Genomic DNA, 26,376 nt, shown 5'->3' on the forward strand with positions numbered 1-26,376 from the left:
GGCGGTTGGCGTCGTCGCTTACCAAGAGTGGAAAACGGCACGTGACAAGCTACGCTTTGATCTTTTTGCCGAAGCGTTCGAACCTTTCCTTGATTTTCGAAAGCTACAAAGCACTACCCTAGAAAATGGGGAGTTTAGGTAGCTCCACACCCATGCGCCCTGGAATCCCGGCTTTATTGCTTCGATTCCCAGCCGCCCGCAAGCGAGTTGCAAGCTGCGGTCATTCAATCCGCAGTCGCGCTTGGCACGGTCTATCCACACACCCGCATGCACCGGCCCGTTGGCCAGCTCCGCACGCAGGGATTGGGCTGCTTCCTCTACGCGATTGAGTGGCTTTCTACCTTCGGCGTCGCCTTCGATGCTCGACAAGATCGCATGTGCATTGCCACGGATCGAATCTCCCCACACAACGCGGGCTGTTTGCATCTCACCCTTCCCGGTTGGAATGTTCAGTGGCTCGATTGTGTAGTGCAAGCCGCCTTCATCCTCCGAGATGTTCGACTTGGCCCGCTTGAATACGCGCATGTCGATGTCTTCCTCTTTCGCAGTCACCAGCACCGTACGCGCTAGCGCCGAGAACGTTTGCGAGCCAATCACTCGTTCCGCTGCGTTACGCCCATTCTGCCGCGAAGAAGGTTACTGTCAGCTCGTTGCGACGAATTGCACCTAGGGGACGGTGACATAAAACCTTTCAAGATCGAAAGGTCCTTCGGGCCCTGGCGATTTATTGCCTCTTCGTCTTACTCTCTTTGACAGCGATTCGACTTCGATGGAGAGGATCTGTCCATTTGTGACGCCAGCTAAGACGCGGTCTTGGTTGTCTGATGTTGCACTGGCAAAGATTACTTTTTGTCGTTCTTTCATGCCGTGAATAGATATGCCAGCATACAACAGGGCGCATTCTTTGGGGGAATATTTGAGCAAAAGTGAGCTATATAGCTCAGACGTGACTTGTCAGCGCTTCGTAGATTCGGAGGGACAAGTGTGCTGTTTCGCACAGCAATTCTCTTCGTTATCAGCTAAAGACGCTACATGTTAGAGATTCATACGGGGGCAAAATGAGTAAGTGCAGGGTGGGTATCGCATGTTTCCTCGCTTCATTGCTAATGGTGTTTATGCTTGGCTGCGGACAGGAAACGGTAGTCATACCCGACACGACTCGACCAGTGGTTATTTCCACAAATCCTGCCAACGGAGCCACGGGCGTACTTCTCAATCAAGCCATTACTGCTGTCTTCAGCAAAGCGCTCACCGCCTCCACGGTAAACGCGACGAGCTTTACTGTGACTGCAGGAGGCAGTGCCGTCGCAGGAACAGTTTCATACTCCGCGACAGGAAACGTCGCGACCTTTACCCCTTCTGCAAGTCTGGCACCCGGCACGCTCTATACCGGAACTCTCACTACAGCCATTGCCGATACCGCTTCGCCGTCGAATTCGCTCGCAACTAACTACACATGGACTTTCACGACGGCTTTTCTGCCCGTTGTGACCTCGACCGCGCCCGTCAATGGAGCGACGTCCGTTCCACTCGCGCAGGTTGTGAGCGCGACCTTCAGCAAAGTGATGAATCCCTCCACGATCTCCGCCTCCACCTTCACGGTGACCGCGAGCGGGGTAGCCGTTCCTGGTACTGTCTCCTACGCCGGCTCAACCGCTACCTTCACGCCCACCGTGGCGCTTGCATCCGGCACAGTGTTCGTTGCAACCATCACAAGCGGCGCGCAGGACACCAATGGCTATGGACTCGCAGCTAACTACGTTTGGAGCTTTACCACGGTGATTGTGCCTCCGGTCGTGATCTCCACGATCCCTGCCAATGGTGCAACGAATGTTCCTATCGCGCAGACGTTGAGTGCGACCTTCAGCAAGACCATGAAGGCAACGAGCATCAACGCGGCCACGTTTACTTTGACGGCCGGTGGCGTTCCGGTTGCAGGTACGGTTGCTTACAGCGGCACGGTCGCAACCTTCACTCCTGCTGTCAATCTTCTCTCCAATACGGCGTATACCGCGACGATCACGACGGGCGCGCAGGACGCCTCCGGCAATCCACTCACCAACAACTATGTGTGGTCGTTCACGACCGTCGCAGTTCCGCCCACCGTGATCTCTACCATCCCAGTTGCCGGTGCCACGGGAGTCCCGATCACACAGGCCATCAGTGTGACATTCAGTAAGGCGATGAGCCCTGCCACTTTGACCAACGCTACCTTCACCGTGACGGCCGTCAGTGGGGCGATCGCAGGCAACGTCACCTACGCAGGTCTGACGGCAACTTTTACCCCGAATGCGAATCTTCCCGCTGGCACGCTACTCACCGCAACCATCACCACGGGAGCGAAAGATACGACCGGCACTGCACTCGGAGCGAATTATGTGTGGATGTTCCGCACCGTGCCAGCGCCCACGCCACCCGCAGTTATCTCGACGGTGCCGCTGAATGCAGCGACCGGTGTGCCTCTCAACCAGGCGATCAGTGCAACTTTCAGCGAAGCTGTCGATCCCTCGACAGTGACTGCCGCCACCTTCACGCTGAGTGCGGGCGGAGTTCCGGTGGCTGGCGTCGTCACCTACGTGGCCGCTGGTTCAGTAGCAACCTTCACCCCCGCCGCACCCTTGGTCGCGACCACGCTCTACACCGCGACGATTACCACGGGCGTCAAGGATCTCTCAGGCACTGCCCTTGCTGCCAACTACGTGTGGACGTTCACGACCGGAGCGGCGCCCGATACCACTCCTCCAACCGTCATCGCTACCAACCCACTGAACAACGCGACGGCTGTGCCCTACAACCAGGCAGTCACCGCAACCTTCAGCAAGGCGATCAATGCCACCACCATCAACGCCACGACCTTTACGCTCGCCAGCCCTGGCGGAGTGCTGGTTCCCGGTGCTGTCACGTACGCCGCAGTGGGTGTCACAGCCACCTTCACGCCCACGGTGAATCTCCTACCCAATACGCTTTACACTGCGACCGTGACGACCGGTGTCAAGGATCTCGCCGGCAATGCACTCGCGGCAAACTATGTCTTCACCTTCACGACGAGTGCGCTACCCAACACAACTCCACCCTTCGTTACTCTGACCAACCCGATCAACAACGCAACGGGAGTGCCCATCAACATGGCAGTGAGCGCGACGTTCAGCGAGGCGATGGATCCTCTCACGCTCACGACGGCGACCTATACCCTTGTTTCATCGGGTGGCGTTGCAGTCGCGGCAACCGTGTCGTACGACCCCGTTACCTTCATCGCAACCCTTACGCCTACTGCGAATCTCGCATCCGGCACAACATACATCGCGACAGTTACCAGCGGAGCGAAGGACCTTGCGGGGAATGCGCTGGTCAACGCTGGTGGAGTTGCGAACCCATGGATGTTCACCACAGGTGCAGCCATTATCGTTCCGCCTGTGAATCTCGGTACGTCGTCACTCTTCGGAGCCTATGGCGGAGCGGGCATCACCAACCAGGGCATCTTTACCGTAATCAACGGAAATCTCGGTACGACCGGCGTTTCGACGACGGTCACGGGCTTCCATGACAATACGCCCGGATGCGTCTACACGGAGACTCCGCTCAACATCGGTCTGGTCAACGGAGCGATCGATACTGCACCGCCGCCGCCGACGGTCTTCTGCCCCAACGAAGGCACAGCGGTAACTTCGGCCATCTCGGCGCAGGCGGCTCTCGATGCACTGAACGCGTATAACACGCTTGCAGGAATGCCTGGAGGGCTCGACGTCTCAAACTGCCCGGGATGTGGTGGTGGACAAGCAGGGGAGCTAGGCAATCGTACGCTCAGCCCAGGCATCTATAAGTCGGCGGCGGCCAGCTTCAGTATGACGCAGGGTGATCTCACGCTCGACGCTCATGGCGATCCGAATGCGTTCTGGATCTTCCAGATGAGCACCTCGCTGACAGTCGGAACGCCGTCCTCCAATCGCAACGTACTCCTGGTCAACGGCGCGCAAGCCAAGAACGTCTTCTGGCAGGTGGGCACGGCAGCAACGATCAACGGCATCCTCGGCGGAGGAACGATGGTGGGAACCATCATCTCTCAGGCAGGTGTCTCCGTTTCGACGGCAGGCGTTGTCGCCATCACGACCCTCAACGGCAGAGCAATGGCGTTGTTCGGACCGGTTACGGTTGTGAACACGGTCATCAATGTTCCTGCTCCGTAAGCAAAGGCAGAGGCAGCCGTCCAGGCTGCCTCTGTTCGGACGCCAGTCCACTGCTGCATGCCCCCCTAGGTTCGACGGGCAATGACCACAGATTGCGTGCGCACTCCAGGAGATTTGAAATGAGACTAGCTTTATACCTTGGCGGTACCTTATCGGTTGCTCTTGTCCTCGGCGCAACGTCACTCTGCGCCGCTGAGCATGCAGCTACCGCGATTGCGAGCTCCTCGACGGCGTTGGATCAACCGCAGTCAAACACACAGCATGACAATAAACAGAAAGCTGGACCTCCTAAGGTCGAGCTGTTCCTCGGTTACTCGTATCTGCGTGCTATTCCAACCTACGCCACGGGCAATAGACTGGTCTGGATGAACGGAGGAAGCGCCTCCGCAGCCTTCAACCTGAACCGCTACTTTGGCCTGGTTGCCGACGTGGGTGGATTCGCGGATAGCCAACTCAACCTCACCGGGCCAGGAGTTCCGGTGCCGCATGTTGCGGCGTCGGGGGGGAACGCCTACACCTATCTCTTCGGTCCGCGCCTGTCGTACCGCAAGCATGAACGCATCACGCCCTTTGCGCAGGTTCTATTCGGCGGTATCCACGCCAGTCCCGTTACGCTTGATGGATGCACCGGTACGGGCTGCGTCCCTCTGCCTGCGCAGACAGCCTTCGCCATGACCGCGGGCGCTGGCCTCGACATTGGGCTGACGCGCCACGTCGCTTTCCGCGCGGTGCAGGCTGAATATTTGATGACACGTTTCCCCAACCCCACCACGCAGGCCAGTGCCTCGCAGAACGATATCCGCATCTCCTCGGGTATCGTCTTCCGTCTGGGTGGCAGCCCCACGCCTCCGCCCTTGACCTATAGCTGCTCGGTCAGCCCCACATCCGTGTACCCTGGCGAGCCCATCGTTGTAACCGGTGTCGCCGTCAACCTGAGCTCGAAGCACCCCGCCGTCTACACATGGAGCACCGACGGCGGCAAGATGACAGGCCACGACGATACTGCGACGATCGATACCAGTAGCACCTCCGCAGGAAGTTATACCGTGCAAGGTCATGTCAGCCAGACATCGAGACAGGGTGGCTTTGCGGACTGTTCCGCCCCCTACACCGTGTTGGCATACCAGCCACCTACGATCAGTTGCTCGGCTGACCCATCTTCGTTGAACTCAGGCGATACGGCCAGAATCATCGCGACCGCGCAAAGCCCCCAGAACCGTCCCCTCACATATAGCTACTCCGCATCTACGGGCGCCATCCACGGAACGGGGGCGAACGCAACGCTCGTTACCGCGGGAGCAAATCCCGGAAGCATCACGATCACTTGTAACGTGATGGACGACAAGGGGCAGAGCGCCACGGCCACAACGTCGGTGACCATTCAGACGCCGCCGCCAGTGACCGTGATCGCAACGCGCAGGTTGTGCTCGGTCGACTTCGTGCGGGATCAAAAACGTCCCACGCGGGTCAACAACGAGGCGAAGGCGTGTCTGGACGATGTTGCCCTCAACCTACAGCGCAACGCTGACGCGAAGCTCGCGTTGGTTGGACACAGCGATCACGACACTTCAGCCGATGCGGCTGCAGTGCGAGCGATGCACACCAGAGAGTACCTCGTGACGGACAAGGGCATCGATTCATCCCGCATCTCGATCTACACCGGTTCGTCAGGCAGCAGAAGTGTTGACACGATCCTGATCCCAGCCGGAGCAAGCCTGGATGCAACCGGATTGACTCCTGGTCCCACAAAGTAGAGGGGGTTGCCGTATGCGGGTACGTCGCACCCGCATACGGCAACATCCGGTGCGTCTTGCGAATCTTGTTCACCTGCTCGCGTCTTGTCACCGACCATGCGACACTCTTCACGACACAGATCGTTACGCAGTAGTCGCCCGGTAAGACAGTGTCGATCGTGACGCATCAGTCTGCTCGCAACGCACTTGAGGGATCCGTCGTCGCGGCTCTTACGGTCGGCACTGCGCTTGATAAGATCGCGACCGCGGTTACTCCGAGTACGGAAAAAATATAGCTAGCGAGATCAAGTGGCTTCATCCCATACAGCGAGCTTTCCAACCCTCTGCATGCGGCCATCGCTAGGGGAATCCCAATGATCACGCCGTAACCCGTCAAGATAAGACTCCCGCGCAACACCATCCACACAACCTCAGACCTCTGGGCCCCAAGTGCCATCCGCAAAGCGATCTCCGCGCTTCGCCTGTTTACCCTGTACGCCAGCGTGCCGTACAGGCCTGTACCGATCAGCGCTACGGCCAACACACCGAAGCAGCCTGCCAACCGTGCAAACATCACGTGCTGTGAGATCGAATTCGTAAACTGCGCAGCCTGTGTCATTGGTTGAAGCTGTACCTCTTCATCGAAAAGGTTCGCGGCGCGTCCCTGACCAAGCAGAGAAGTCGCCTTGGACCAGAAGGTTCGCAAGGAATCCGTCATGTCCTCACCCCTTCGCTTCAAGCGCAAGCACCCGCCCAATCACCGCTGCGATGCGCTCCCAGTTCTCGGTCTCTACGGCGAGCTGCTTTATCCCGCGCTTCGTAATGCTGTAAAAGCGCGCGCGCCTGTTGTTGTCGGAGGTGCCCCACTCGCTCACGATCCAGCCCTTCTGCTGCAAGCGCAACAGGGAAGTGTAGACCGTGCCCTCATTCAGGGTCAGCACGTCTTCGCTCAACTGCTCGATCCGCCGTGCAATCCCAAATCCATGCAGAGCGCCCAGGGCCTGCAGCGTCTTCAGGATCATCAGATCCAATGTTCCCTGTAAAACTTCAGACTTGTCGGCTGCCATCCCGCTCCTTTGGATACTGCAAAGAAGCTATCACCACTCCTTTGGATTGTCCATAGAAGAGGTGGGACGGGAGGAAACTAAAGCGGGGGAAGTGGTCAGGTGTAGTGGATCCAACCTGTCCACCTCGGGACACTGATTTAGACGCTTCGCTTAATAAGGGGAATAACGGTGGATCGCACATGAAGGAAAGCTGCACATGCGCGACGAGGCCCATCCTTCCGAGCGCTCAATTGACCATAGTTGGATGCCTGCTTAGTGCAGCAACCCGCCGTTAGCGGAAGCTGTGAGAATGTGCAGTCTCTGGTCCAGAGTGCGGCTGACTCTTTCAGCGCCGAAGTCGTTGACGTGAACATCGTCCGTAAAGTTGTTCGGATCTCTGATGAAGTCCGCGAACTCAGGCTCGCTGTTGAAATCGATGATTGGGCCTGGCGGTAGTTCAGCCAACATCAGTTCTAGAGAATGGTGGATTGGGCTAAGATCACCGAAGAGAGGCTGATACACCGGCGGCGCGACGTAAATGATCTTCGCTCCATGAGCCTGTAGGTTCAGCACAAGAGCGCGGTAGTCGGCCATGGCTTTGGGATCGATGTCGTAGTAAGAAGGGCCAAGATCTTCTCGATCAAGGTGCTTTTTCTCTGGAAATCGATGCGATCCGTCCGCAAAGTACATCTTCGGGCGAAGATGAAGGATCGTCATCACTTTGGCAATCTCTTCGGAGAGGAGATTGATGGAACCGTAGGCCTCGCGGCGGGAGACATCGCCAAGCCCATGGCGAAGTTCATGCCCAGCAACAATGTAGGGCGACAGGGCGCAGATGGCGATGCGGAGGTGCGCGTCCGGAGGAAGTTGATCCGTGATGATCTTCTCTTCTGAAGCCTTTCCACCAATGACCGCTTCATCATAAAAGTGGTAGCCATGAATGAACTCGGGATACCAGTTCTCGGAGCTCGACGAGCCGATGATAAGGCTGTCGAAGTTTGCTGATACGTAACGCCGATTAGCCATGTATTTGAAGACGCGGTCGTCTGTCATTGGCGCATAAATGATCGAGGTTGCAAGCTCGCGTCCTGCAGGATTGCGCAGGATGCCATAGACATCGAGTTCGTACGCGACAAGAAGATGGATGCTGACGATACCAGCGATGGTCAGCGCTGTAAGGGTGAGCCAGCGGCGACTAGTCATGGGAATTCCCTTTAGAACTGAAAGTAGACGAACGGAGTTGCGATGGACGAGTTCAGAAAGATCCAGGCCGCGAGTAGAAGAACAACCGCCGTGGCTGAATGAAAGACGGTCGGTTTGAACTCGCGTGCTCTCTCTTCGGAAGACTTGCCGAGGAAGGCGATGACGAAGCCAACAAGGAGCGGAGGTCCCAGGATATGCATAATGATGGCGTGTTGTGTCATCATCTTCAAGTTTGTGGTTCCCAGCAGATTGTGACGAGGGAAGAGGCCGATGAGGCCGCGTACTGCCTCAGAAACAGTGCGTGCATGGAAGAGCACGAAGGACCCGTTGACGAAGCTGAAGGTCAGCACCCACGAAACGGCCGCCGGCAGCTTGAGGATCTTCTTCTTGTTCCAATACTGATTGATCGCTAGGCCAATCCCGTGATACACACCCCACCAGACGTAGGTCCATGCTGGGCCGTGCCAAAGACCGGCAATACTCATCGCAAGAATGGTGGCAACGGCGGCAGCCGATAGGGTCGCCTTCGGGAAAGACTGCAAGATCGGCGTATAGAGGTACGTGGTAATGAAGTTGGTCAGCGAGATGTGCCAGCGTTGCCAGTACTTGATGAGCGTCAACGCCTTGAACGGGGCATTGAAGTTCTGGGGTATCTCGATCCCAAGCATCAGCGCCGAGCCGATCGCCATGTCGGAGTATCCGCTGAAATCGAAATAAACCTGCATGGAGTATGCGATGGAGAAGACCCACGACTCCAGTGTCGAGGGATTGCTGACTGACGCGACCCCGTAGTCGGAGACGCGCGCAAAGGCATCGGCGAAGACGACCTTCTTGAAGAGGCCCAGCGAAAAAAGATAGATGCCGCGTGCCATCAGATCGGTGCCCAGGGTGCCGCTGCCGCCGAAGTTTGGTGCCTGATGCAAAATCCGCTTCGCCTTGGCAATCGGACCTGAGATCACATACGGGAAGAACGATACGAAGGTGGCGTGATCGAAGAGACTGCTGGCCGGAAGGATCGTCTCATAGCAGTCCACCAGGTACATGATCTGCGAGATCGTGAAGAAGCTGACGCCCAGCGGGAAGTCAAGGTCCGGAAGCAGGAAACGCTGGGGAATAAGTTGATGAAAGCTCTTCAGGAAGAAGTTGACGTATTTGAAGATGCTGAGGAAAAGAACATTGGCGACCAGTCCAAACTGCAGCCAGCGTTTCCGGTCTTCATCGGTAGAGGTATCGATATGCTTGGCGATCAGCCAATTAGCTGCGATGGAGCCGAGGAGATACGGCAGGTGGATCGGCTTCCACCACGTGTAGAAAAAGAGCGAGGCAACGAGCACGACGGCCTGAGCCGCCTTGGGCCCACCGACCCTGCGCGCGAGTAGCGTAAGCACGACGACAATCGGAAGGAACAGGAAGATGTACGGGAAGGAATTGAAGAGCATTCAGCATTTACTCCCGGCAGAGACTGCGCGATCAAACCATCTGCAATTGTTCATGGGGTGACAGCGACCTCTGTCTTCTTTGCCGGATTACTTTTTTGCGGCGAGCTTGACATGCATCAGGTCGATCATGTCGCCGACATTCTTGAGTTCCTGCAACTCTCCAAGTGCGAACTTAATCTTGAACTCTTTCTGGATGGCATTCACGAGATTGATGTGTGCAAGCGAATCCCAATCTTCAACGGTAGAGGCATTGGATTCGCGGGTGATGACTAGATTTGGCTGATCGAAGACGTCGCGGAAGATCTCCTGCACTTGCTGTAAAAGGTTATCCATTTTTGAGGCTTAACTCCGGAAGTTTGATGTGACTGGTTCGTGCTTCGTACTGCCTAATATCGAGAGACCATGTGGACACACCTGTCGTGTCATCACGAGAGAGAAGTGTGAAACCAAGCTTCTCATAATGGTCGGCCACCATGGCATTTTTTGCTGTGGGGAGATATTGCGCGTGAATGGTTTCCACGCCCGCTTGCCTGGCTTGTTCCGCCAGGACGTCAAGCATTGCGATCTCCATCTCTCGTTTGAGCACGCGGCAACTCATCAACCAAAGATCGATGTGCATACAGGGGCCTTCGACCCGGCCCAGTACCACGGAGACGAGACCATTGTCGCCGAACCGATCTGTTAGCTTCCCGTAAATACCGATCTGTCCATCGCTGATCGCGGCTTCCATCTCCGCAAGCGTATAGCGGCGGGTGGTCAGGTTGAACTGGTTTGTCTTGTTGGTCAGTTGGACGATTCGCTCCATATAAACCGGCTGGAAGAGCTCAATCTCGGCCGTCATCTCCAGCGAATCGAGATACTCCCCGTAGTTGGCAAATTTGGTCTCGGTCTTTGCGCGCTGTGCATTCTCTTCGTACTGCTTGGCACGCTGCAGGTCGTCCTTGGCCAGGGAGGTCGTTTCAAAGTAGCGTGCCGCATCGAGAATGCCCGCGTACTTCGAGACATCGGAGCCAACATCGGGTACGGCGATTCCGGCGATGTTGCCCTCGACGATCGCACGCTCGGCAGGATTGTCGTCCACGAAGACAAAGCTATCCACACCCAGATTCAGCTCTTTGGCGATTGAGAGAATGTTCTCGTGCTTCGGCTCCCAGTTGGCTCGGAAGGCTGCGAAGTGCTCAAGCTTCAAAATGCTGTCGGGATGATCGAAGCCTTGCTTGGCAATCTCCTCGTTGTTCTTCGAGCAGACGGCAAGAAGGATGCCGCGATTGCGCAGCGAAAGGCAGTACTCCTGAAACCCTGTATAAGCCTCGGCGACTGGCGTCTCGCGGCCGATCTGGATCTTGTCTGGACCGTCATCACCGATAACGCCTCCCCACAACGTGTTGTCTAGATCAAGCACCAAACACTTGCGCGACTTGCCATAGATAGCCCGGATGATCGAAGCCAGCGAAGCAGCAATGGCAAAGCTGCCTTCTACCGTGGTGGCAAGCTTGTAGCTCCACCACCTGTCCAGCTCGCTCCATTGGACAAGTCCGAGACGTGCTGCAATCGACTGAATGTCCTGCAGAATAACGCGCGGCTCTTTTCCGATAACCCGGGCGAGTTCGAGGTTCACCTCATTCGTATAGCGGGTGTGTCCGGCCGGCAGAACGGCATCCAGGTTTCCGAGGCTCGCTGTAGCGGGTGCCTCGAAGTTGTTTTGGATAATCTGCGCGTCCACATGTTGCTGTAGCGATTGCCAGATGCTGCGGAAGTGATTCACTTGCGTGTACACGTAGTCGCGAAGCTCCACCTCGGTGCAGGAAAGAGGCGGAAATGAACGAATGTTGACTGCGGTCGTATGAATATAGATGATGTCCGGGCGGAACGTGACGACGAGCTCCGGTTCCAGAACCGCGTCTTCGTAGTAGCGGTTGTACTCGGACTGATAGAACGTGGGGTTGAAGCCGGAGTCGAGCAAAAGCAACTCAAGGAAATCGACGAGTTCATTGGTGGTAGAGCCCCCAAGGACTGCGATGCGGATTTCATGCAGGTCTGTCTGGGTCTGAAGTTCACGGCGGATTCCCTTACGTTTTCGCTGTAGGGTTTCTATGGGCATCGCATGCAGACGCATAGCGCCCTTATAACACATCAGGGGTCGAAGCTAGCGAGGTGGAACTGTTGCCACGACCTGCGGCGGATCCAGCATATTGCTCTGGCAGAGCCACCAGCGTTCGGCTGAAGCACAGATAACTCTGGAACGCTTCCGCGACCAAAGAGTCCTGCTCCGATGCCCAGGGCTCCTTGGCAGCCTGTATGCGCAAAGACGATTCTGACACCTACCCCGATCGATCTCGTACTGTGTAACGTGCGATGTCGCCCCTGGATAGACTTCCGGGGCGTATGGCCCATAGACATGAGTTACCCCGCCCTCGAGATATGAGTATTCCCCTCGATCACCATAAAAGTCTTGCTCATCGTTTGGTGGATCGCTTCCTCGGAAGACCAACCCGTCATCTTTTCTGCCACCATGTTGAGAAAGATGATCTTGCCCTTGAGGTCGGTACAGATCACGGCATCGCCAATACTATCGAGTGTGATCAGGGCGCGCTCCCTTCGGCGGAGAGGGCTCCCCAATGAGCTCTCGTCCTACTGCATGGCGGAGTGCTCGGAGGAACGAACGAGGTTCAATTTGTCCTTTGATGAGATAGTCCACCGATCGCATCGGGAGCGGCTTCAAAAGCCTGCGGTACCTGGCTTCCATCTGAGCCAGGTGCCTGTTGCATCCTTGGGAACGCTGATATCGTGAATCGCGGCTGTTACTAGAATGACTTCCGCGCTTTCTAGCGGGCTAAGCGTTTAGGCGGGAAGAGAGGCTTTGTGTCTCGAGACACAATGGATGGTCAGGCGCCCGATAGTAACCCAACCGAAGAGGAATTACCACATTCAGTGATGCTGGCTCCCTAACGATGGACACTTCATTTCGCGCGGGAAAGATGAGCTATCTAGCTCATCTTGAAAGGATTCTTGTAGTAGGGGATTGAAGCGGATGTGGGACAGCACCGGTAGCGCCGTGGTCGGACCAATCTACGAGCCATCGAGTCGACGGCTCTTGAGCAACAAACCGTTTCCGGTTTCTTCCAGTCTTGAATCCTATTGATTTGAAATGGTCGGGGCGAGAGGATTCGAACCTCCGACCCCCTGCTCCCGAAGCAGGTGCGCTACCAGACTGCGCTACGCCCCGAACGACCATACGTGACAGGATGACGGGGGTAAGACTAATTCTCAGTTCTGCCGGGTAACATCACCGTTGCATGCGCGTTGCGCGTGCTGCTCACCTGACCGTCTGGTTTAGTCTACCAGAAAATGGGCGCGTGAGATGCCGGGCTCGCGAGCGGGCGGATTCGTTATACTTATCGGTATGAAGCGCGCGGCGGCCACGATCTGTTGTTGTTGCGTCTCGCCGCGTTGCGTGTGTCGACTCTCTTAGAGAACACCCTCTCCAGCGCTCCTTTTGAATCCCCAAAACATCAGATTATTCCTAGACCCCCTTTTTCCAGGGGAACAGATGGAGGCCAGGTTGCCCCAAACCAGTACGGCAGTTCTCGATGCGCCGGTCGTTGTTTCGCCGGCCCGGCTCAATCACCTTCAGGCGCTGGAGGCGGAATCGATTGCGATTATGCGGGAGGCTGTGGCGGAGTTCGCACGGCCGGTGATGTTGTATTCGATCGGCAAAGACTCGAGCGTGATGCTTCGTCTCGCGCAGAAGGCCTTTTTCCCCGGAAAGATCCCGTTTCCTCTGCTGCATATCGATACGAGCTACAAGTTTCCTGAAATGATCGCTTTCCGCGATGCCTACGCGAAGGAGATCGGGGCAGACCTGGTGGTCCACCGGAATGAAGAGGCAATCGCGAACGGCGCGAATCCTTACACGCTGGGCACGCAGAACTGCTGCGGATTGCTGAAGACGCGGTCTCTGCTCGATGCGCTTGAAGAGGGCGGATACGATGCTGCGTTCGGCGGCGCTCGTCGCGATGAGGAGAAATCTCGTGCAAAGGAAAGGGTTTACAGCTTTCGCGATGCGGCCGGGCAGTGGGATCCGAAGAACCAGAGACCGGAGCTGTGGTCGCTCTACAACTCCCGATTGCGCAAGGGGGAGTCGATCCGGGTGTTTCCGCTGAGCAACTGGACGGAGCTGGATATCTGGCTCTACCTCTATGCAGAGAAGATTCCCATCGTTCCCCTTTATTTTGCGCAGGATAGGCCGGTGATTACACGCGGCGGGCAGATGACGGTGGTCCACGACGGGATGAAGCTGTTTCCAAATGAGGTGGTCCGGACGGAAAAGGTTCGGATGCGTTCTCTAGGATGTCTGCCTTGTACGGGCGCAATGAGGTCGGAGGCGGATACGCTGCCGAAGATCATCGAGGAGCTGATGACGTTCCGCCGGTCCGAGCGGGAGAACCGGGCGATCGATCACGACGAAGAGGGAAGCATGGAAGTGAAGAAGCGCGAGGGGTACTTCTAAATGGCATCGCATACGATTACTCCGCAGCCGGAAGTCCCACCTTTTGAGGCATTTCTCGAGGCCCACCTGGGACAGGAGATGCTCCGATTCACAACGGCCGGATCGGTGGACGACGGGAAGTCGACTCTGATTGGTCGTCTGCTGCACGACACGAAGTCGGTGTATGAGGACCAGTTGGCGGCGGTAGCGAGCTCGCGTGTGAACCGGGCTTCGGGCGGACATGTGGATTTTTCGCTGCTTACCGACGGCCTGAAGGCGGAGCGGGAGCAGGGGATTACGATCGACGTTGCCTACCGGTACTTTTCGACGGCAAAGCGGAAGTTCATCATTGCCGACACGCCGGGGCACGAGCAGTACACGCGGAACATGGCTACGGGCGCCTCGACGGCGGATGTGGCGATTGTCCTGATCGATGCGCGGGCGTTTCTAAGGCTCGGGACTCTGCTGCCCCAGTCGCGCCGCCACACCTACATCGCGTCTTTGCTGGGGATTCCGCATGTGGTCGCGGCGGTGAACAAGATGGATATCGTCGATTACTCGCATGCGACGTTCCAGGCGATCGAGGCGGAGTTCCGGGCGTTGGCGGCAAAGCTTGGGCTTCCTTCTGTTCAAGTGATTCCAGTGAGCGCCCTGGAAGGGGATAACGTGGTGACTCCGAGCACGCATATGCGCTGGTACTCGGGTCCTACTCTACTGGAATATCTTGAGAATGTGCCACTTAGCACGACATTGAGCATAGAAGCCGGAGATGCGGCACCTCTGCGGTTTCCGGTGCAACTTGTGCTGCGGCCGGATTTGAACTTCCGTGGGTTTGCCGGGCAGGTGGCTCGGGGCGTGCTGCGACCGGGCGAGGCCGTGATGGCTCTTCCTTCGCGAAAGACGTCCACGGTGAAGCGGATTGTGACATACGACGGCGACCTGGAGGCGGCGGCGTTCCCGCAGAGCGTGACGGTGGAGCTGGAAGACGAGATCGATCTGAGCCGCGGCGAGATGCTGGTTTCGGCGGCAGAATCCGCAGTGCTTCCATCTATCTCCAATCGTTTCAAGGCGATGGTCGTCTGGATGCACGAGGATGCGCTGGTGGTGGGCAAGACGTATATTGCCAAACATACGACGCGTACGGTGCGTGCCACCGTGAAAGCCATTGATTTCAGGGTGGATATTGGGACGCTCGATCATCTGCCGGCAGAGCGGCTGGTGATGAATGAGGTGGCCGAGGTGGAGTTTGAGACGAGCCTGCCTTTGTTTTTCGACGCCTATGCGGATTCCCGGGCCACCGGTGCGCTGATTCTGATCGATGCGATCTCAAACGCCACGGTTGGCGCGGCGATGATCCTGGGCCCTGTTGAGATGGGGGAAGCCGCTCCGATTGAGGCACTTGCGACGGATAAGGAAAGGCCGGTGCTCTGTCTTCTGCCGGGGCGTCCGCAGGATGCGCAGAGGATGCAGGCGAGTTTCGTTTCTTCGGGTGAGCGGGCGATTGTGATTGACGACGACGCGATTCCGGACGAGGCTGTGCCGGCGGTTGTGCGGGCGCTGCAACTGGCTGGTGTGATTGCGATTACGGCTCGGTTCCTCAACCCCGAGATTGAAGAAGTGGCGGTGGAGATCGCCGGGAGCCGGGTGTTTCGGTTGAACGAATCCGGCGTTTCGGGCAGTGAATCGCACTGAGTGAAGGGCTTAAGGCCGGGACTTCGGAATGCAGGGAGATGAGCATGAGCGTTGTGGATGCAGTTGATTTTGAAGGGCTTACGGCTGAGCAGGTTGTCGCGCAGATTGTCACCGATGCGGACGGCGGTGCGGTTTGTTTGACGTCCAGCTTCCAGACCGAGGACATGGTCGTGCTGCATATGCTGCGGGTTGCCCTGCCTGGGGTTCCGGTGATCTTTCTGGAGACGGGCTATCACTTTCCGGAGCTGATCGCTTACCGGGACCGGATGGTGGAGGAGTGGAACCTCAATCTGATCAATGCTTTGCCAGCGACCACCGTTCCTGAGTTCGAAGGACAGTATGGCAAGTTGCACATCGTGCAGCCTACGGAGTGCTGCAAGATCCGTAAGGTGGAGCCGCTGATGCGGTCTCTGGAACCCTTCGACTGGTGGTTTACGGGTCTGCGGCGAGAGCAGTCTCCGACGCGTGCCGGGCTGAAGAAGGTCGAGGAACACACGACCCCGACAGGCAAGACGATGAAGAAGATCAGCATCCTGGCCGACTGGACGATGGCCAGGGTGGATGCCTATGCGGTGGAGCATGGGATTCCCCGGCTGGAGCTCTATGACCGGGGGTATACGAGCATCGGATGCGAGCCCTGCACTGCGATTCCGGCGGCTGGGGCGGACCCTCGCAGCGGGCGCTGGGGTGGGAATAAATTGGAGTGCGGGATCCATACTTTCTCAGAGAAGTTGGCCTGATTGGTCGGACCTCCAGTGAGAAAAGTGGTCTGAAAGTGCACCGTTTTCGGTGCACTTTCGCTTTTGTCCGTATCGTGGCGTTCTAAAGGAGTTATGGGTTGATGACGGAAAAGGCCCAATGTTTCACCAGAGCATTTTGGACGGTAAAAACATGGGATTCTGCATGGAAAATATGGTCAATGGGCGGTCAACGTGTGTTTCCGGTTAAGTGGTATTTTTTTGTGCGGTAATCGGTTTTTACGGAAGGTCGCTCTATTGCGACTTTGCTGAGCGTCAGCATGACAAGAGCTTGTTGTGAGGTTGTAATGTGGTGACATATGCCGGAGCGTAGACGCATTGTCGAGTTGTGGCGGACCGGGGTGGGCCGGGTGCTGGTTACGCTGGTGCGGGCGGAGGGGTCCAGCTATCGGCGACCAGGGGCACGTTTGCTGCTTGGTGCCGGGGGGCAGTATGCGGGAACGATCAGTGGTGGGTGTCTGGAGACTGAGGTAACGCGGAAGGCGAGTTGGATTGTCCGGCATGGGGCTGCGGTCGAGCGGTACTCGACGCTGTTCGACGATACAGCGGAGATTCCGTTTGGTCTGGGGTGCGGGGGGACGGTCGATCTGCTGTTTGAGCCGGTAGAGACGGCTGAGGCGGAGGCTTTGCTGGTGGCAATGGAAGGGGCCCTCGCAGGGAAGGAGGCTACGGTCAAGACATGGTTGCCGGAGGGTGGGCTGGGGTTGCGGCGGCTTGTGGTGAATGCGACGGGTGAGGTTTTGTTTCGGTCGGCTGGGATTTCGGATGATGAGATGACTGGGGTGTATGAGGAGCGGTTTGGGGCTCCGCAGCGGCTGGTGTTGATTGGGGCAGGGGACGACGCGAGGCCGGTGGCGGCGATGGGGGCGCTGCTCGGATGGAATGTTGAGGTGCTGGATGGGCGTGCGCAACTAGCTCGGGCGGAGCGTTTTCCGGGGGCCTCGCGGGTGCGGGCTGTGGAGGATCTGGCTTCGATCCCGTTCGAGGAGCGGGATGCGGTGGTGGTGATGACGCATAGCTACGAGCAAGACCGGGCAGCGCTGGCGGCGTTGTTGCGGGTGCCGAGGTTGCGGTATGTGGGGATTCTGGGGGCCAGGCATAGGACGGCGCTGCTCGTGGCGGAGGCTTCGGCGATGGTGGGGGTGACGGTGGAGGAGACGTGTGGGCGGATTCATGCGCCGATCGGGCTGGACCTGGGCGGGGATGGTCCGGAGGCGATTGCGCTGGCGATTGTGGCGGAGGTGCAGGCTTCGTGCCAGGGGAAGCTTCCGGCGTCGCGGAGGCTGACGCCGGGGGATGTGGCGGCACAGATTGAGCTTGGTGGTGCGAGCCGGTATTTGTCTTCGCAGTGCGCGGTATGAAGGCTGCGGTGATTCTGGCGGGGGGAAGCTCGTCGCGGCTGGGGGAGCCGAAGCAGCTTGTGCGGATTGGCGGGGAGACGTTGCTGGACCGGACGGTGAGGGTGGCTCGGGAGGCAGGGTGCGATCCGGTGGTAGTGGTGCTGGGGGCTTCGGCGGCGCGGGTGGAAGAGGCGTGTGCGCTGGAGGGAGCGGTGGTGCTGGAGAATGAGCTCTGGGGCGAGGGGATGGGGTCGTCGCTGCGGATGGGGATTGCGGCGGTGAGGGATTTGGATGGGGCGGTGGTGATGACGTGCGATATGCCGGCGGTAACGGCAGGGCATTTGCTGGGGCTGATGGCGGCTGGGGGGAGGATGGCTTCGCGGTACGGGGGAAGGAATGGGGTTCCGGGTTATTTTCCGGCGGAAGATTTTGAGGAGTTGCTGCGGGTGACCGGGGATGTGGGGGCGAGGGAGCTTTTGCGGGGGGCTGCGGCTCTGGAGCTGGCGGCTGGGGAGATGGATCTGGATACGGAGGAGGATCTGGAGCGGGTGAGGATGGTGTTTGGGGAGTAGGGTGCGCAGGGGGAGCTGGGGATAAAAAGTTCGACGGCGATGTCGAGCGCATCGGGCTCCTTCGACTTCGGTTGGCGCATGAAGATCATTTTTTTTGTGATTGCTAATGTGATTTAAGCTACAAAGTTAGCCGCCTCGGTACCAGATCGGGTTGTGCTAGGTTGTTAGGCTGCCCCGGGATGAGGCGTGTGGGGTAAGAGCTTTCCGGAGATCGGGACGTATCTGGCGGTGGGGAGTGGCGCGCTGCGGTGACGGAGTACACGATGATCTAAATCTCAAATCAGCAGGTCTTTCGGGAAGGGCCGCTGATAATCCGGCTCCGCAGATTGAGTGTGGCCGGGTGTATCTGAGCATCAACGAAACTTCGACCTTTGTTGATGCGTTCCGATTCGGCTGCTGCGGTGTCGTTCGATGCTCGCGGCGAGCTGCTGAGTGTGAAGCATCAAGGGGGTAAGGGCGAGTATCTGATTATCTACCATTTGACCGGGGCTGAGGCGGAGATTCGGGCTACCGCTTCTGGGACCGGGGTTTCTCCGGTGCGGTCTATTTTGCCGGCGGTAACTACGCGCCTTAAAGAGGTAGGGCCTTCGGGCGTTGACGGTTACGTCGGATTCTCTGTTTGAAGTGTTGCCGATGGAGAGAACGTTCAATCTGATACCGGGGTTAGGCGGTGGCGCTTGCTGTGGGAATGGGGACAGGACAGGAGGTTCGCATTCGGGCGGTAGGGTCTAGATTGGCGGGAGCTATTTCAACCCCTGCCCTTTGAACGATAAATTTCTTCGGGATAACAACCTCAACGGTTGCATGCGACTATCGACTAGGAAACATGGGAGGTTTGGAGGATTACTCATTCTGGGGATGAAGGTCTTCAGGCTTGGTGGATGCGATGCGGAAGGTGGCTGGTGCCGATCCGTGGTAGGACCAGCCGGATCGCGACTAAGTGCTTGAAGTCCCAATAGCTCTGCTCACTACGAGAACGATGGAACTTGATTGGAAGATCTAGGACCTTTGTATGCTGTCTCGGGCTTGAAAGCATTCAAGCAGCAGCTCGGGCGCTCGGCGCATTTGTGCTCCTCTAAGATCTCGTGGAAACGAACGAGTCATGGCTTCTCAGTTTTGATTGCATCAATATATATTGGCTAATTCCCTCAGGGGGGAATTTGTATGTTGACCCATTGGGTTGGAATACAGATTAGCGAGGCATTACCAAAGTGCCGGAATCGCACCAAAAGCTGTGCATCTGTGGTCATGTGGAATTTCAGGAAGAGGCGTATTCTGGTTTCCTAGACGAAACTGAAGGAGCAACGTCCAACCGGTAGATGCGGTCGAATCTCTGTTTTTTTAGGTCTCTACCGGACGGATATGAAGGGGGGCCGCTCGCGGACGCGTAGGAAAGAATGGAGCTAAATGGGGTACACTCGTCATAGAGACCTAATAAAGAAAGTTTTCCACGCAACTGTTTACTTCTCTATGATTTCCATGTTGTGACGTAAAACGCACAGAGTTTTAAATGAATTTTTAAGCAGCTATCTCGATCCAATATCTCGGTTCCAACCTTGAATCAAATGACGGGAATAGCGATGGTGACCTCTGTAGGGACAATGACCGACAAAAAAACCTCCTTCATCGCCTCCTTCCCAAGCAATACCTGCATCATCATCCCCACCTACAACGCGGCTCGATACTGGGATAGCCTTCACTCGGCCTTGACGAAGCAAGGGGTAGAGAGCGATCAAGTTCTTATCATCGATTCATCGTCCACGGACGGTACTGCTGCTCTTGTGCGGTCTGCGGGTTTTCAACTGAAGGTGATCCCGACAGAGAGCTTCCGTCACGGGGCGACTCGCCAGATGGCAGCGAAGATGGCTTCGTGGGCAGACTTTCTTGTTTATCTCACGCAAGACGCGCTTCCGTCCGATGCGGATTCGATTCAAAAGCTGCTGGACGCGTTCGCCGATCCCGATGTGGGCGGCGTGTATGGGCGTCAGCTTCCGCGGGAATCTGCCGATCCGATCGAGCGCCACTCGCGCCTGTTTAATTACACCGAAGTCTCCCAGGTGCGCACTTCGGGGAGTCGGGCCGAGATGGGAATGAAGGCGGCCTTCTTTTCAAATAGCTTTGCTGCGTATCGACGCAAAGCGCTCGATGCTGTGGGTGGATTTCCGAATGTCATCCTCTCGGAAGATTGCACGGTCGCGGCACGGATGCTGTTGGCGGACTGGAAGATCGTCTACCAAGCGGATGCGAAGGTTATTCACTCTCATGGACTTTCGATACGCAAGGAGTTTTCTCGGTACTTCGATATCGGCGTTCATCATGGGCAGGAAAAGTGGTTTATCGAGCAATTTGGTACTCCACAGGGCGAGGGGGTGCGTTTCGTCAAGTCAGAGCTTAGTTTTCTGCGAAAGCATGGATACGCCTTCATCCCGCTCGCGCTCTTTCGTACCGTAAGCAAATACGTCGCCTACCGGCTTGGGCTTCATGAAGCAGATCTGCCTATGGGGCTGGTGGACATGATCTCTGCGCATCCTCATTACTGGCAGGATCGCCGACTGGATGAGCTTGCGAAACAGATGGAGATTGAGGTGCATAGCCGTACCCCGCATGTGCCCAGGCCCTAGATGCAAGAGCAGTTGATTGATCCGCTGCGAGTCGAGTTTTGCGGAAAGCGGGGGAATATGGATCCGGTCGTAATTCGGACCGTTTCCCTAAATCAATCGCAATACGGAGTGTGGAAAATCATCGCCCCGACAAGAAGGCGCTTCCCTAATCCTCCCGAGAAAGGCTTTTTCGGAATGAAATCGGTCATCTCTCGCCCGCTTTCTTTTTCGGTGTTTGCTCTTTGCATTCTGTTGTCGACGAAGAGCACAGCGCTTCAGGGGCAAACTATATCAAAGGCGGATTGGGAGTTCTTGCCGCTGCCGAACCGCAGCCTGCCGTTTTCGACGATGAGTGTGAACTTCAAAGGCCACGAAACAGACTTCCTGAGTCCGATTTCCGGGGTGACGGTTGTACCTGCTCCTTCCAGCGAGGTCCAAGCCACAAAGCCTACGTGGAGTTCACTCGGAAAGGTTTCTCCCGATGACTCTACCTGGGATGTGTCAGCGAGGGACCGCATCGGATCGCCCAATGTTCCGATGGATAGTTGGATCTATCCGGCTTTGGAACGTCTTGGCGCTTTGGGGCTTATTCCATCGCAAAATGCTTCCATCAGACCCTGGACGCGGCAAGAGTGCCTGCGACAGGTCAGAGAGGTTGAAGAAGCTGTAGGATCCTTCGGCCTGAGCGACTCCGTCAATGAGGAGGGGCTTCGAATTTTGTCGGACCTGCAGAAAGAGTTGGCCGAACCGGAAGACCGCAACGGAATCGTTCTGGAATCAGCCTACACACGCTACGGTGTCATTGCCGGTCCAGCGTTGACGGATGGTTTTCATTTTGGTCAGACTTGGTGGAATGATTTCGGACGCCCCCTGCGTCAGGGAGGAAGCGTGATTGCGGGTTATTCCGTGCGCGCCGTTACGGGGCGATACTTTGCCTATATCCGTCAGGAGGCGCAGCAGACACCTGGTACACCCGCGTTGACTCTGGCACAGGGACAGTTCCTCAATGATCTGGACAACCTCCCCTTCGGAACTCCTGTGGTCCCTACGCCGTATCTTCCGACTCCCGCAATGGCTGCCTACCTGCGTCAGCGCCCCCTTGAAATGTATGCGGGTATGGCGTTCAAGGGCAATACGCTTTCCTTTGGGAAGCAGGCGATTTTCTGGGGTTTGAATACCATGGGACCGTGGTCTTTTTCGAGCAATGCAGAACCAACCTATAATCTGCGTTTGACGGCGAGTCGCCCACGCCCTTTCCCCTTTTTCCCCTTGCTTGGAACGTATCGCTACGACTTTGTCTTTGGGAAACTGTCCGGTCACAAATATCCGGCGCGTCCATACTTCAACGGTGCGAAGATCGATCTGACCTTCGGCAGCAGTGTTGAGATGAGCTTCAGTTCGTGGTCGATTTTGTGGGGTGTTGGCCACCCGATGACGCTCCGCAGCCTAAAACGGAATCTATTCAGCTTCGATTCGACTGGGACCAATTTCGGTTATGGAGATCGTCTCGACCCAGGTGACCGAAAGAGCGGCTTTGACTTTCGTTATCGTGTCCCTGGGCTTCGGAATGTCGTTACGGTCTATGCCGATGCCTACGCTGACGATGAGCCAAATCCCCTCGACGCACCACGGCGTGTGGCTTGGGCCCCAGGCATCTATTTGGCACGTCTGCCGTATCTTCCCCATATGGACTTTCGTTTTGAGGTGGCAAGCTCAGAGGAACTCAGCCAGGATGAGGGTCACGGTGGTAGGTTTTTCATCAACAACCAGTATCGCGACGGGAACACGAACAAAGGCTTTCTGCTTGGCAATGCCGTTGGCCGGGATGGGCGCGCCTACGAGGGGCGAACCGGATATTGGTTTTCTGCCAGGTCACGTGTTGAGGTGGGCTACAGGCAGAGAGTCGTGAGCGAAAACTTTCTCGCGGGGGGTGGAACTACGACCGATGTATTTCTGAATGCGTCTCATGCCATCAACTCCGAATGGTCGGCACAGGTCTTTGCGCAATATGAGCGTCATTTCATTCCAACACTCGAATCGGTTGCTCACCACAATGAGAGCGGATGGCTCCAGATCACGTGGAATCCGAAGCTGCATCTGAATCGCTAGGCGTTTAGTGCGGCATCCGATATTGCATCGTTTTCTGAGCGTGAGAAAGAGGCCCTATAGGAAAGGGCCTACACCGGAGCGCTACACCATCGTCAACAGAGCACGAGGGGCCTGGCTAGACGGCATGGTATCAACCCGAAGACGGTCGCCAAATGGAAGAAGCGGAGGCCTGCCGATTGCCGAACTTGCCCTACCGTTCCCATGTCGACTGTTCTGACGGTTGCAGGAGGCCACCATCGTTGCGTTTCGCAAGCACACGTTGCTGCCGTTGAACGACTGCGTCTACGTTCTCCAGACTACGATCCGCTACTTTCCGAAGAACCGACAGGGGCGAACCGTGGTAAGCTCCGAGCACGGAACCCAGACAAAGTTAATCTCAACCCAACCCAGCAACCGCCGGGACTAAGCACTTAGACGAGATGCGGCTTCGTCGGACATGAGGTGAGACAACCGCGAGTCTCGATTGCAAAGAGACTCGAGATTGTGAACTCTACTTCAATACGTTGATTGCCGCAATTCCCAAACCGAACTGTCCTACGATCGTTGCAACATCCACGAGATTGCGGAGAAGGGGACGTTTGTTCACCTGCTCGGGAACGACCACAGTGTCTCCCGGGAAGAGGTGCGTCGATTCAAAGTTGCCAGTGAAGAGAGCGGTGGAGAATTGTCGGCTGACCACGGACCCATCGGCTCTGATAATGTAACTTCTTGCTGTATCAGCTGTCCGTGTGCTTCCGCCGGCAAGATGGATGTAATCACGTGCTCTGCGGTGCGTGTCGTAAAGGAACTGAGTGGGTGTATACACGGAGCCGTATACACCGATGCTGAGTGGCCTCTGAGGAAGTACAAAGGTATCTCCGTCTTCAAGAGGTAATTCCGGGATGTCATCCAGGCTATTGCTATCGGGACGAATCGAAAGAACGACCCGTCCACTTGCTTTGACTTCCCGTAGGCCTGCTGCAATAGAGCGGGCCTTTTGCAGGGCAGCAATATCGGCGATCTGATCCTGAGGGTTGAGCGCGTTGGAAGCGCTGTTTGCTTCGGCGAGTTTGACTCGTCTCTCTAGATCGTCGGCATACTCATTTAGACGTTGCTGCTGGATCACCCGTGCAGACTCGCGCATAAACTCTGAGCCATAGAGGTAGGCTTTCGTCGTAATGCCGCCGGCCCTCGCGACAAGCTGGCGTAGATTCTCATCCGGGCCTGCGGTGTAGATCCCTGATGCCATAAATTCGCCCTCAAGGCGAACCAGTTTCGTCTGCTGATCCTGGGGTACACGAATGTCCGCTTTGGAAAAGATTGTCACGACGTCACCTTGTTGGAGTTCCAAGTTTTGTGATGGATCGCCGTCGAGAATGGCTCGTCCAAGATTGAACGGAAGAAGGTGGGAACGAAGATCGTTCTTGTCTGTTCGCTCGATGACAGCGTAGGCCCAATCGATTTCGGGTGCGCTTAGGAGCACCGAGTTCTTGACGGGAAATCGCCCCGCTACACCGGTTACAGCGGAACTCACCGAGGCGGCGGTGGGGGCCGAACCCGACGGGGAACTTGTGGATGGCTCGGGGGAAGCATTGTTGTGGAGGGAGACCGAGGCACTTCGGGTGAGGCCGGATGTCCTTGCATCCTCAGTCGCTCTGCGGTTGGGAATGCCGTTGGAAGGCACACCGTGGACATTGGTATCGCTGTCCAAGGCGTTTGGCAGAGCAAGCGCTGAGTTGGTCGGAGAAGGCGCAATCCCCGTTCCATTAACCTGCGCTATGGGAGCGTCGGGGGCATAGCGGCGGATGTCTTCATTTGGGTCGAGGATCGGTAATCCGAGTTGATTCTTTTGCTGCCAGTATTCTCGGGTCAAGAGCGCTTCTTTGTCGGGGATCAGGTCCCGAATGTGCATGCCTGGATGCCACGCAAACCTTCTCGGATTTGCGACGTTACCGCGGAGGGTGACTGCGTCCTTGAAGCGATCGATGATGGGAGAGACCTCAAGGATATCTCCGTCAAGCAGTGGGGTGGAGAGTCCCGCGTCGTCCAGAGTGACATCTTCGATTGAACGAGTATCTTCAAGCTGGCGGACGCGTTCGATCCGGATTTGACGGCGTCGCGCTAGCGTCGCGAGACCTCCGCTTAGAGCGATAGCATCCTTGATCGTCGACTCGTTTTTGAGTTCGTATAAGGCCGGTTTATCGAAGCTTCCCGCTAAAGCAACCATAGGACCGACTGGGGGGATATAGACGACGTCACCCGAAGCAAGTGCGATATCTTTCGATTTGTCGCCCTTGAGCAAGAGGTCATAAAAATCGAAGGTTGCGATCGTTTCCTTGCCTCTCCTCACCTGGATGTTGCGCATACTACCGGTGGAGGTTGGGCCACCGCTGGAGAAGATTGCGTTTACGAGTGTGCTCAGGGAACTGACGGTATAGCTTCCGGGACGCTTCGCTTCGCCCACGACAAAGATCTGGATCGAGCGAAGCTGGCCCATATTGATGTTCAGATCGAAGTTCTGGAAGAGGCGGCTCATCTGGGAGCGGAGGAAATCGGTGATCTTGTCAAATGGAATTCCGGCGACGTGTACTGTGCCTACCCTTGGGATATAGACAGAACCGGAACGGTCAACCGTGAAGTGTCCGTCCAGTGAGACCTGGCCCCATGCATGAATTAAGAGTTCATCCCCAGGACCGATTACGTAGTCGGGGGTCACCGGAATTCGGTTTACGGGAGCAAATGTCGATGGAACATTGAGGAAAAGGTTTGCGCCGTAGATTGGAAGAACTTTACCGACAGATGCGGCGACTAGACGTTGAAAGTCGCTGAGCTGGACGGGGGGCCCCTGTGCCGTTCGACCTTGGGGACTTTTATCCCGGTCGGCGAGCTGATCCTGCAGGAGTTGGGTGGTGCCAGCAGGATCCTGGGTCGGGTTGAGCACGGGTGCAGCACGGAGGGTTGGCCCGGATGTGTCGTCAAGAGATGAGCGTCCATTGTCTTGCGACGGATCTGAACTTTGTGTCTGGGCAGGGGCCTGTTGCTGAAGGGAGCCTTGGCCAGTCTGGTAGAAGCTCGATGCTAACGCGCCGGACGGGTGAGAAAATGCGAGAAAGCCGCAGAAAGCAAGGCTCGCCGCTGCGCGTCGTTTCATAAACGTCATCATACTTGTCTTCCAATGTCCAACTAATTGCTGTGTGTAGTGAGGCAAAACCAACGATGGATGGGGATATCG

General features: G+C 56.7%; 18 protein-coding genes, 1 tRNA gene and 1 pseudogene. 10 read left to right on the forward strand and 10 right to left on the reverse strand.

The window, feature by feature from the left end; all coding sequences use genetic code 11:
• Positions 1–18: 18 nt before the first annotated feature.
• Positions 19–525 carry a hypothetical protein gene (locus BM400_RS09150; protein ID WP_141223858.1) on the reverse strand — a complete coding sequence of 169 codons (507 nt, stop codon included), beginning with the start codon at positions 523–525 and terminating at the stop codon, positions 19–21.
• Between the two features lie 590 nt (positions 526–1,115).
• On the opposite strand from BM400_RS09150, the gene BM400_RS09155 reads away from it, so the two are divergent.
• Positions 1,116–4,184: an Ig-like domain-containing protein gene (locus BM400_RS09155; RefSeq protein ID WP_425432403.1), complete on the forward strand. Its 3,069-nt coding sequence runs from the start codon at positions 1,116–1,118 to the stop codon at positions 4,182–4,184.
• 119 nt (positions 4,185–4,303) lie between these two features.
• Positions 4,304–5,938, forward strand: coding sequence for a hypothetical protein (locus BM400_RS09160; protein ID WP_141223859.1), 1,635 nt, complete (start codon positions 4,304–4,306; stop codon positions 5,936–5,938).
• A gap of 166 nt (positions 5,939–6,104) precedes the next feature.
• Here BM400_RS09160 and BM400_RS09165 read toward each other — a convergent pair whose 3' ends face one another.
• From BM400_RS09165 to BM400_RS09200, 8 genes are all read right to left on the reverse strand, one after another.
• Complete coding sequence (locus tag BM400_RS09165; protein ID WP_089838671.1) at positions 6,105–6,635, reverse strand: FtsX-like permease family protein; 531 nt, start codon at positions 6,633–6,635, stop codon at positions 6,105–6,107.
• Between the two features lie 4 nt (positions 6,636–6,639).
• Complete coding sequence (locus BM400_RS09170; RefSeq protein WP_089838673.1) at positions 6,640–6,984, reverse strand: PadR family transcriptional regulator; 345 nt, start codon at positions 6,982–6,984, stop codon at positions 6,640–6,642.
• Positions 6,985–7,236: 252 nt separating this feature from the next.
• Entirely contained in the window at positions 7,237–8,166 is a 930-nt protein-coding gene (locus BM400_RS09175; RefSeq protein ID WP_089838675.1) for a hypothetical protein, read from the reverse strand.
• An 11-nt stretch (positions 8,167–8,177) separates the two neighbouring features.
• Complete coding sequence (locus BM400_RS09180) at positions 8,178–9,605, reverse strand: MBOAT family O-acyltransferase (protein ID WP_089838677.1); 1,428 nt, start codon at positions 9,603–9,605, stop codon at positions 8,178–8,180.
• An 87-nt stretch (positions 9,606–9,692) separates the two neighbouring features.
• Positions 9,693–9,938 carry an acyl carrier protein gene (locus BM400_RS09185; protein ID WP_089838679.1) on the reverse strand — a complete coding sequence of 82 codons (246 nt, stop codon included), beginning with the start codon at positions 9,936–9,938 and terminating at the stop codon, positions 9,693–9,695.
• Positions 9,931–11,721 carry an HAD-IIIC family phosphatase gene (locus BM400_RS09190; protein ID WP_245781777.1) on the reverse strand — a complete coding sequence of 597 codons (1,791 nt, stop codon included), beginning with the start codon at positions 11,719–11,721 and terminating at the stop codon, positions 9,931–9,933. Before BM400_RS09190 ends, BM400_RS09185 begins: the two co-directional genes overlap by 8 nt.
• A gap of 287 nt (positions 11,722–12,008) precedes the next feature.
• The gene (locus BM400_RS09195; RefSeq protein ID WP_089838683.1) at positions 12,009–12,224 is read right to left on the reverse strand and encodes a PAS domain-containing protein; all 216 of its coding nucleotides are present in this window, start codon (positions 12,222–12,224) and stop codon (positions 12,009–12,011) included.
• A gap of 530 nt (positions 12,225–12,754) precedes the next feature.
• Positions 12,755–12,831 (reverse strand) — tRNA-Pro (locus tag BM400_RS09200).
• Between the two features lie 336 nt (positions 12,832–13,167).
• Between BM400_RS09200 and cysD the strand changes: the two genes are divergently transcribed.
• The 8 genes and pseudogenes from cysD to BM400_RS22500 all read left to right on the forward strand — a co-directional run.
• Positions 13,168–14,115, forward strand: coding sequence for a sulfate adenylyltransferase subunit CysD (gene cysD, locus BM400_RS09205; RefSeq protein WP_245781778.1), 948 nt, complete (start codon positions 13,168–13,170; stop codon positions 14,113–14,115).
• A complete protein-coding gene (gene cysN, locus BM400_RS09210; protein ID WP_089838687.1) occupies positions 14,116–15,786 on the forward strand; it encodes a sulfate adenylyltransferase subunit CysN in 1,671 nt (556 codons plus the stop codon).
• A 44-nt stretch (positions 15,787–15,830) separates the two neighbouring features.
• Positions 15,831–16,526 carry a phosphoadenylyl-sulfate reductase gene (locus BM400_RS09215; protein ID WP_089841672.1) on the forward strand — a complete coding sequence of 232 codons (696 nt, stop codon included), beginning with the start codon at positions 15,831–15,833 and terminating at the stop codon, positions 16,524–16,526.
• 317 nt (positions 16,527–16,843) lie between these two features.
• Positions 16,844–17,905, forward strand: a complete 1,062-nt coding sequence (locus tag BM400_RS09220; protein ID WP_089838690.1) for an XdhC family protein — start codon at positions 16,844–16,846, stop codon at positions 17,903–17,905.
• Positions 17,902–18,456, forward strand: coding sequence for a nucleotidyltransferase family protein (locus BM400_RS09225; RefSeq protein WP_089838692.1), 555 nt, complete (start codon positions 17,902–17,904; stop codon positions 18,454–18,456). Before BM400_RS09220 ends, BM400_RS09225 begins: the two co-directional genes overlap by 4 nt.
• 1,580 nt (positions 18,457–20,036) lie before the next feature.
• Positions 20,037–21,077 (forward strand): glycosyltransferase family 2 protein, encoded by a 1,041-nt coding sequence (locus tag BM400_RS09235; protein ID WP_245781780.1) that lies wholly within the window; start codon positions 20,037–20,039, stop codon positions 21,075–21,077.
• Positions 21,078–23,165, forward strand: coding sequence for a capsule assembly Wzi family protein (locus tag BM400_RS09240; RefSeq protein WP_245781781.1), 2,088 nt, complete (start codon positions 21,078–21,080; stop codon positions 23,163–23,165).
• Between the two features lie 78 nt (positions 23,166–23,243).
• Positions 23,244–23,469 (forward strand): annotated as a pseudogene (locus BM400_RS22500) (IS481 family transposase); the annotation flags it as partial.
• A gap of 186 nt (positions 23,470–23,655) precedes the next feature.
• On the opposite strand, the gene BM400_RS09250 reads toward BM400_RS22500, so the two are convergent.
• Entirely contained in the window at positions 23,656–26,295 is a 2,640-nt protein-coding gene (locus tag BM400_RS09250; RefSeq protein WP_175528937.1) for a polysaccharide biosynthesis/export family protein, read from the reverse strand.
• Positions 26,296–26,376: the final 81 nt, after the last annotated feature.

Origin of the sequence: Granulicella pectinivorans (assembly GCF_900114625.1) — a bacterium.
GTDB lineage: Bacteria > Acidobacteriota > Terriglobia > Terriglobales > Acidobacteriaceae > Edaphobacter > Edaphobacter pectinivorans.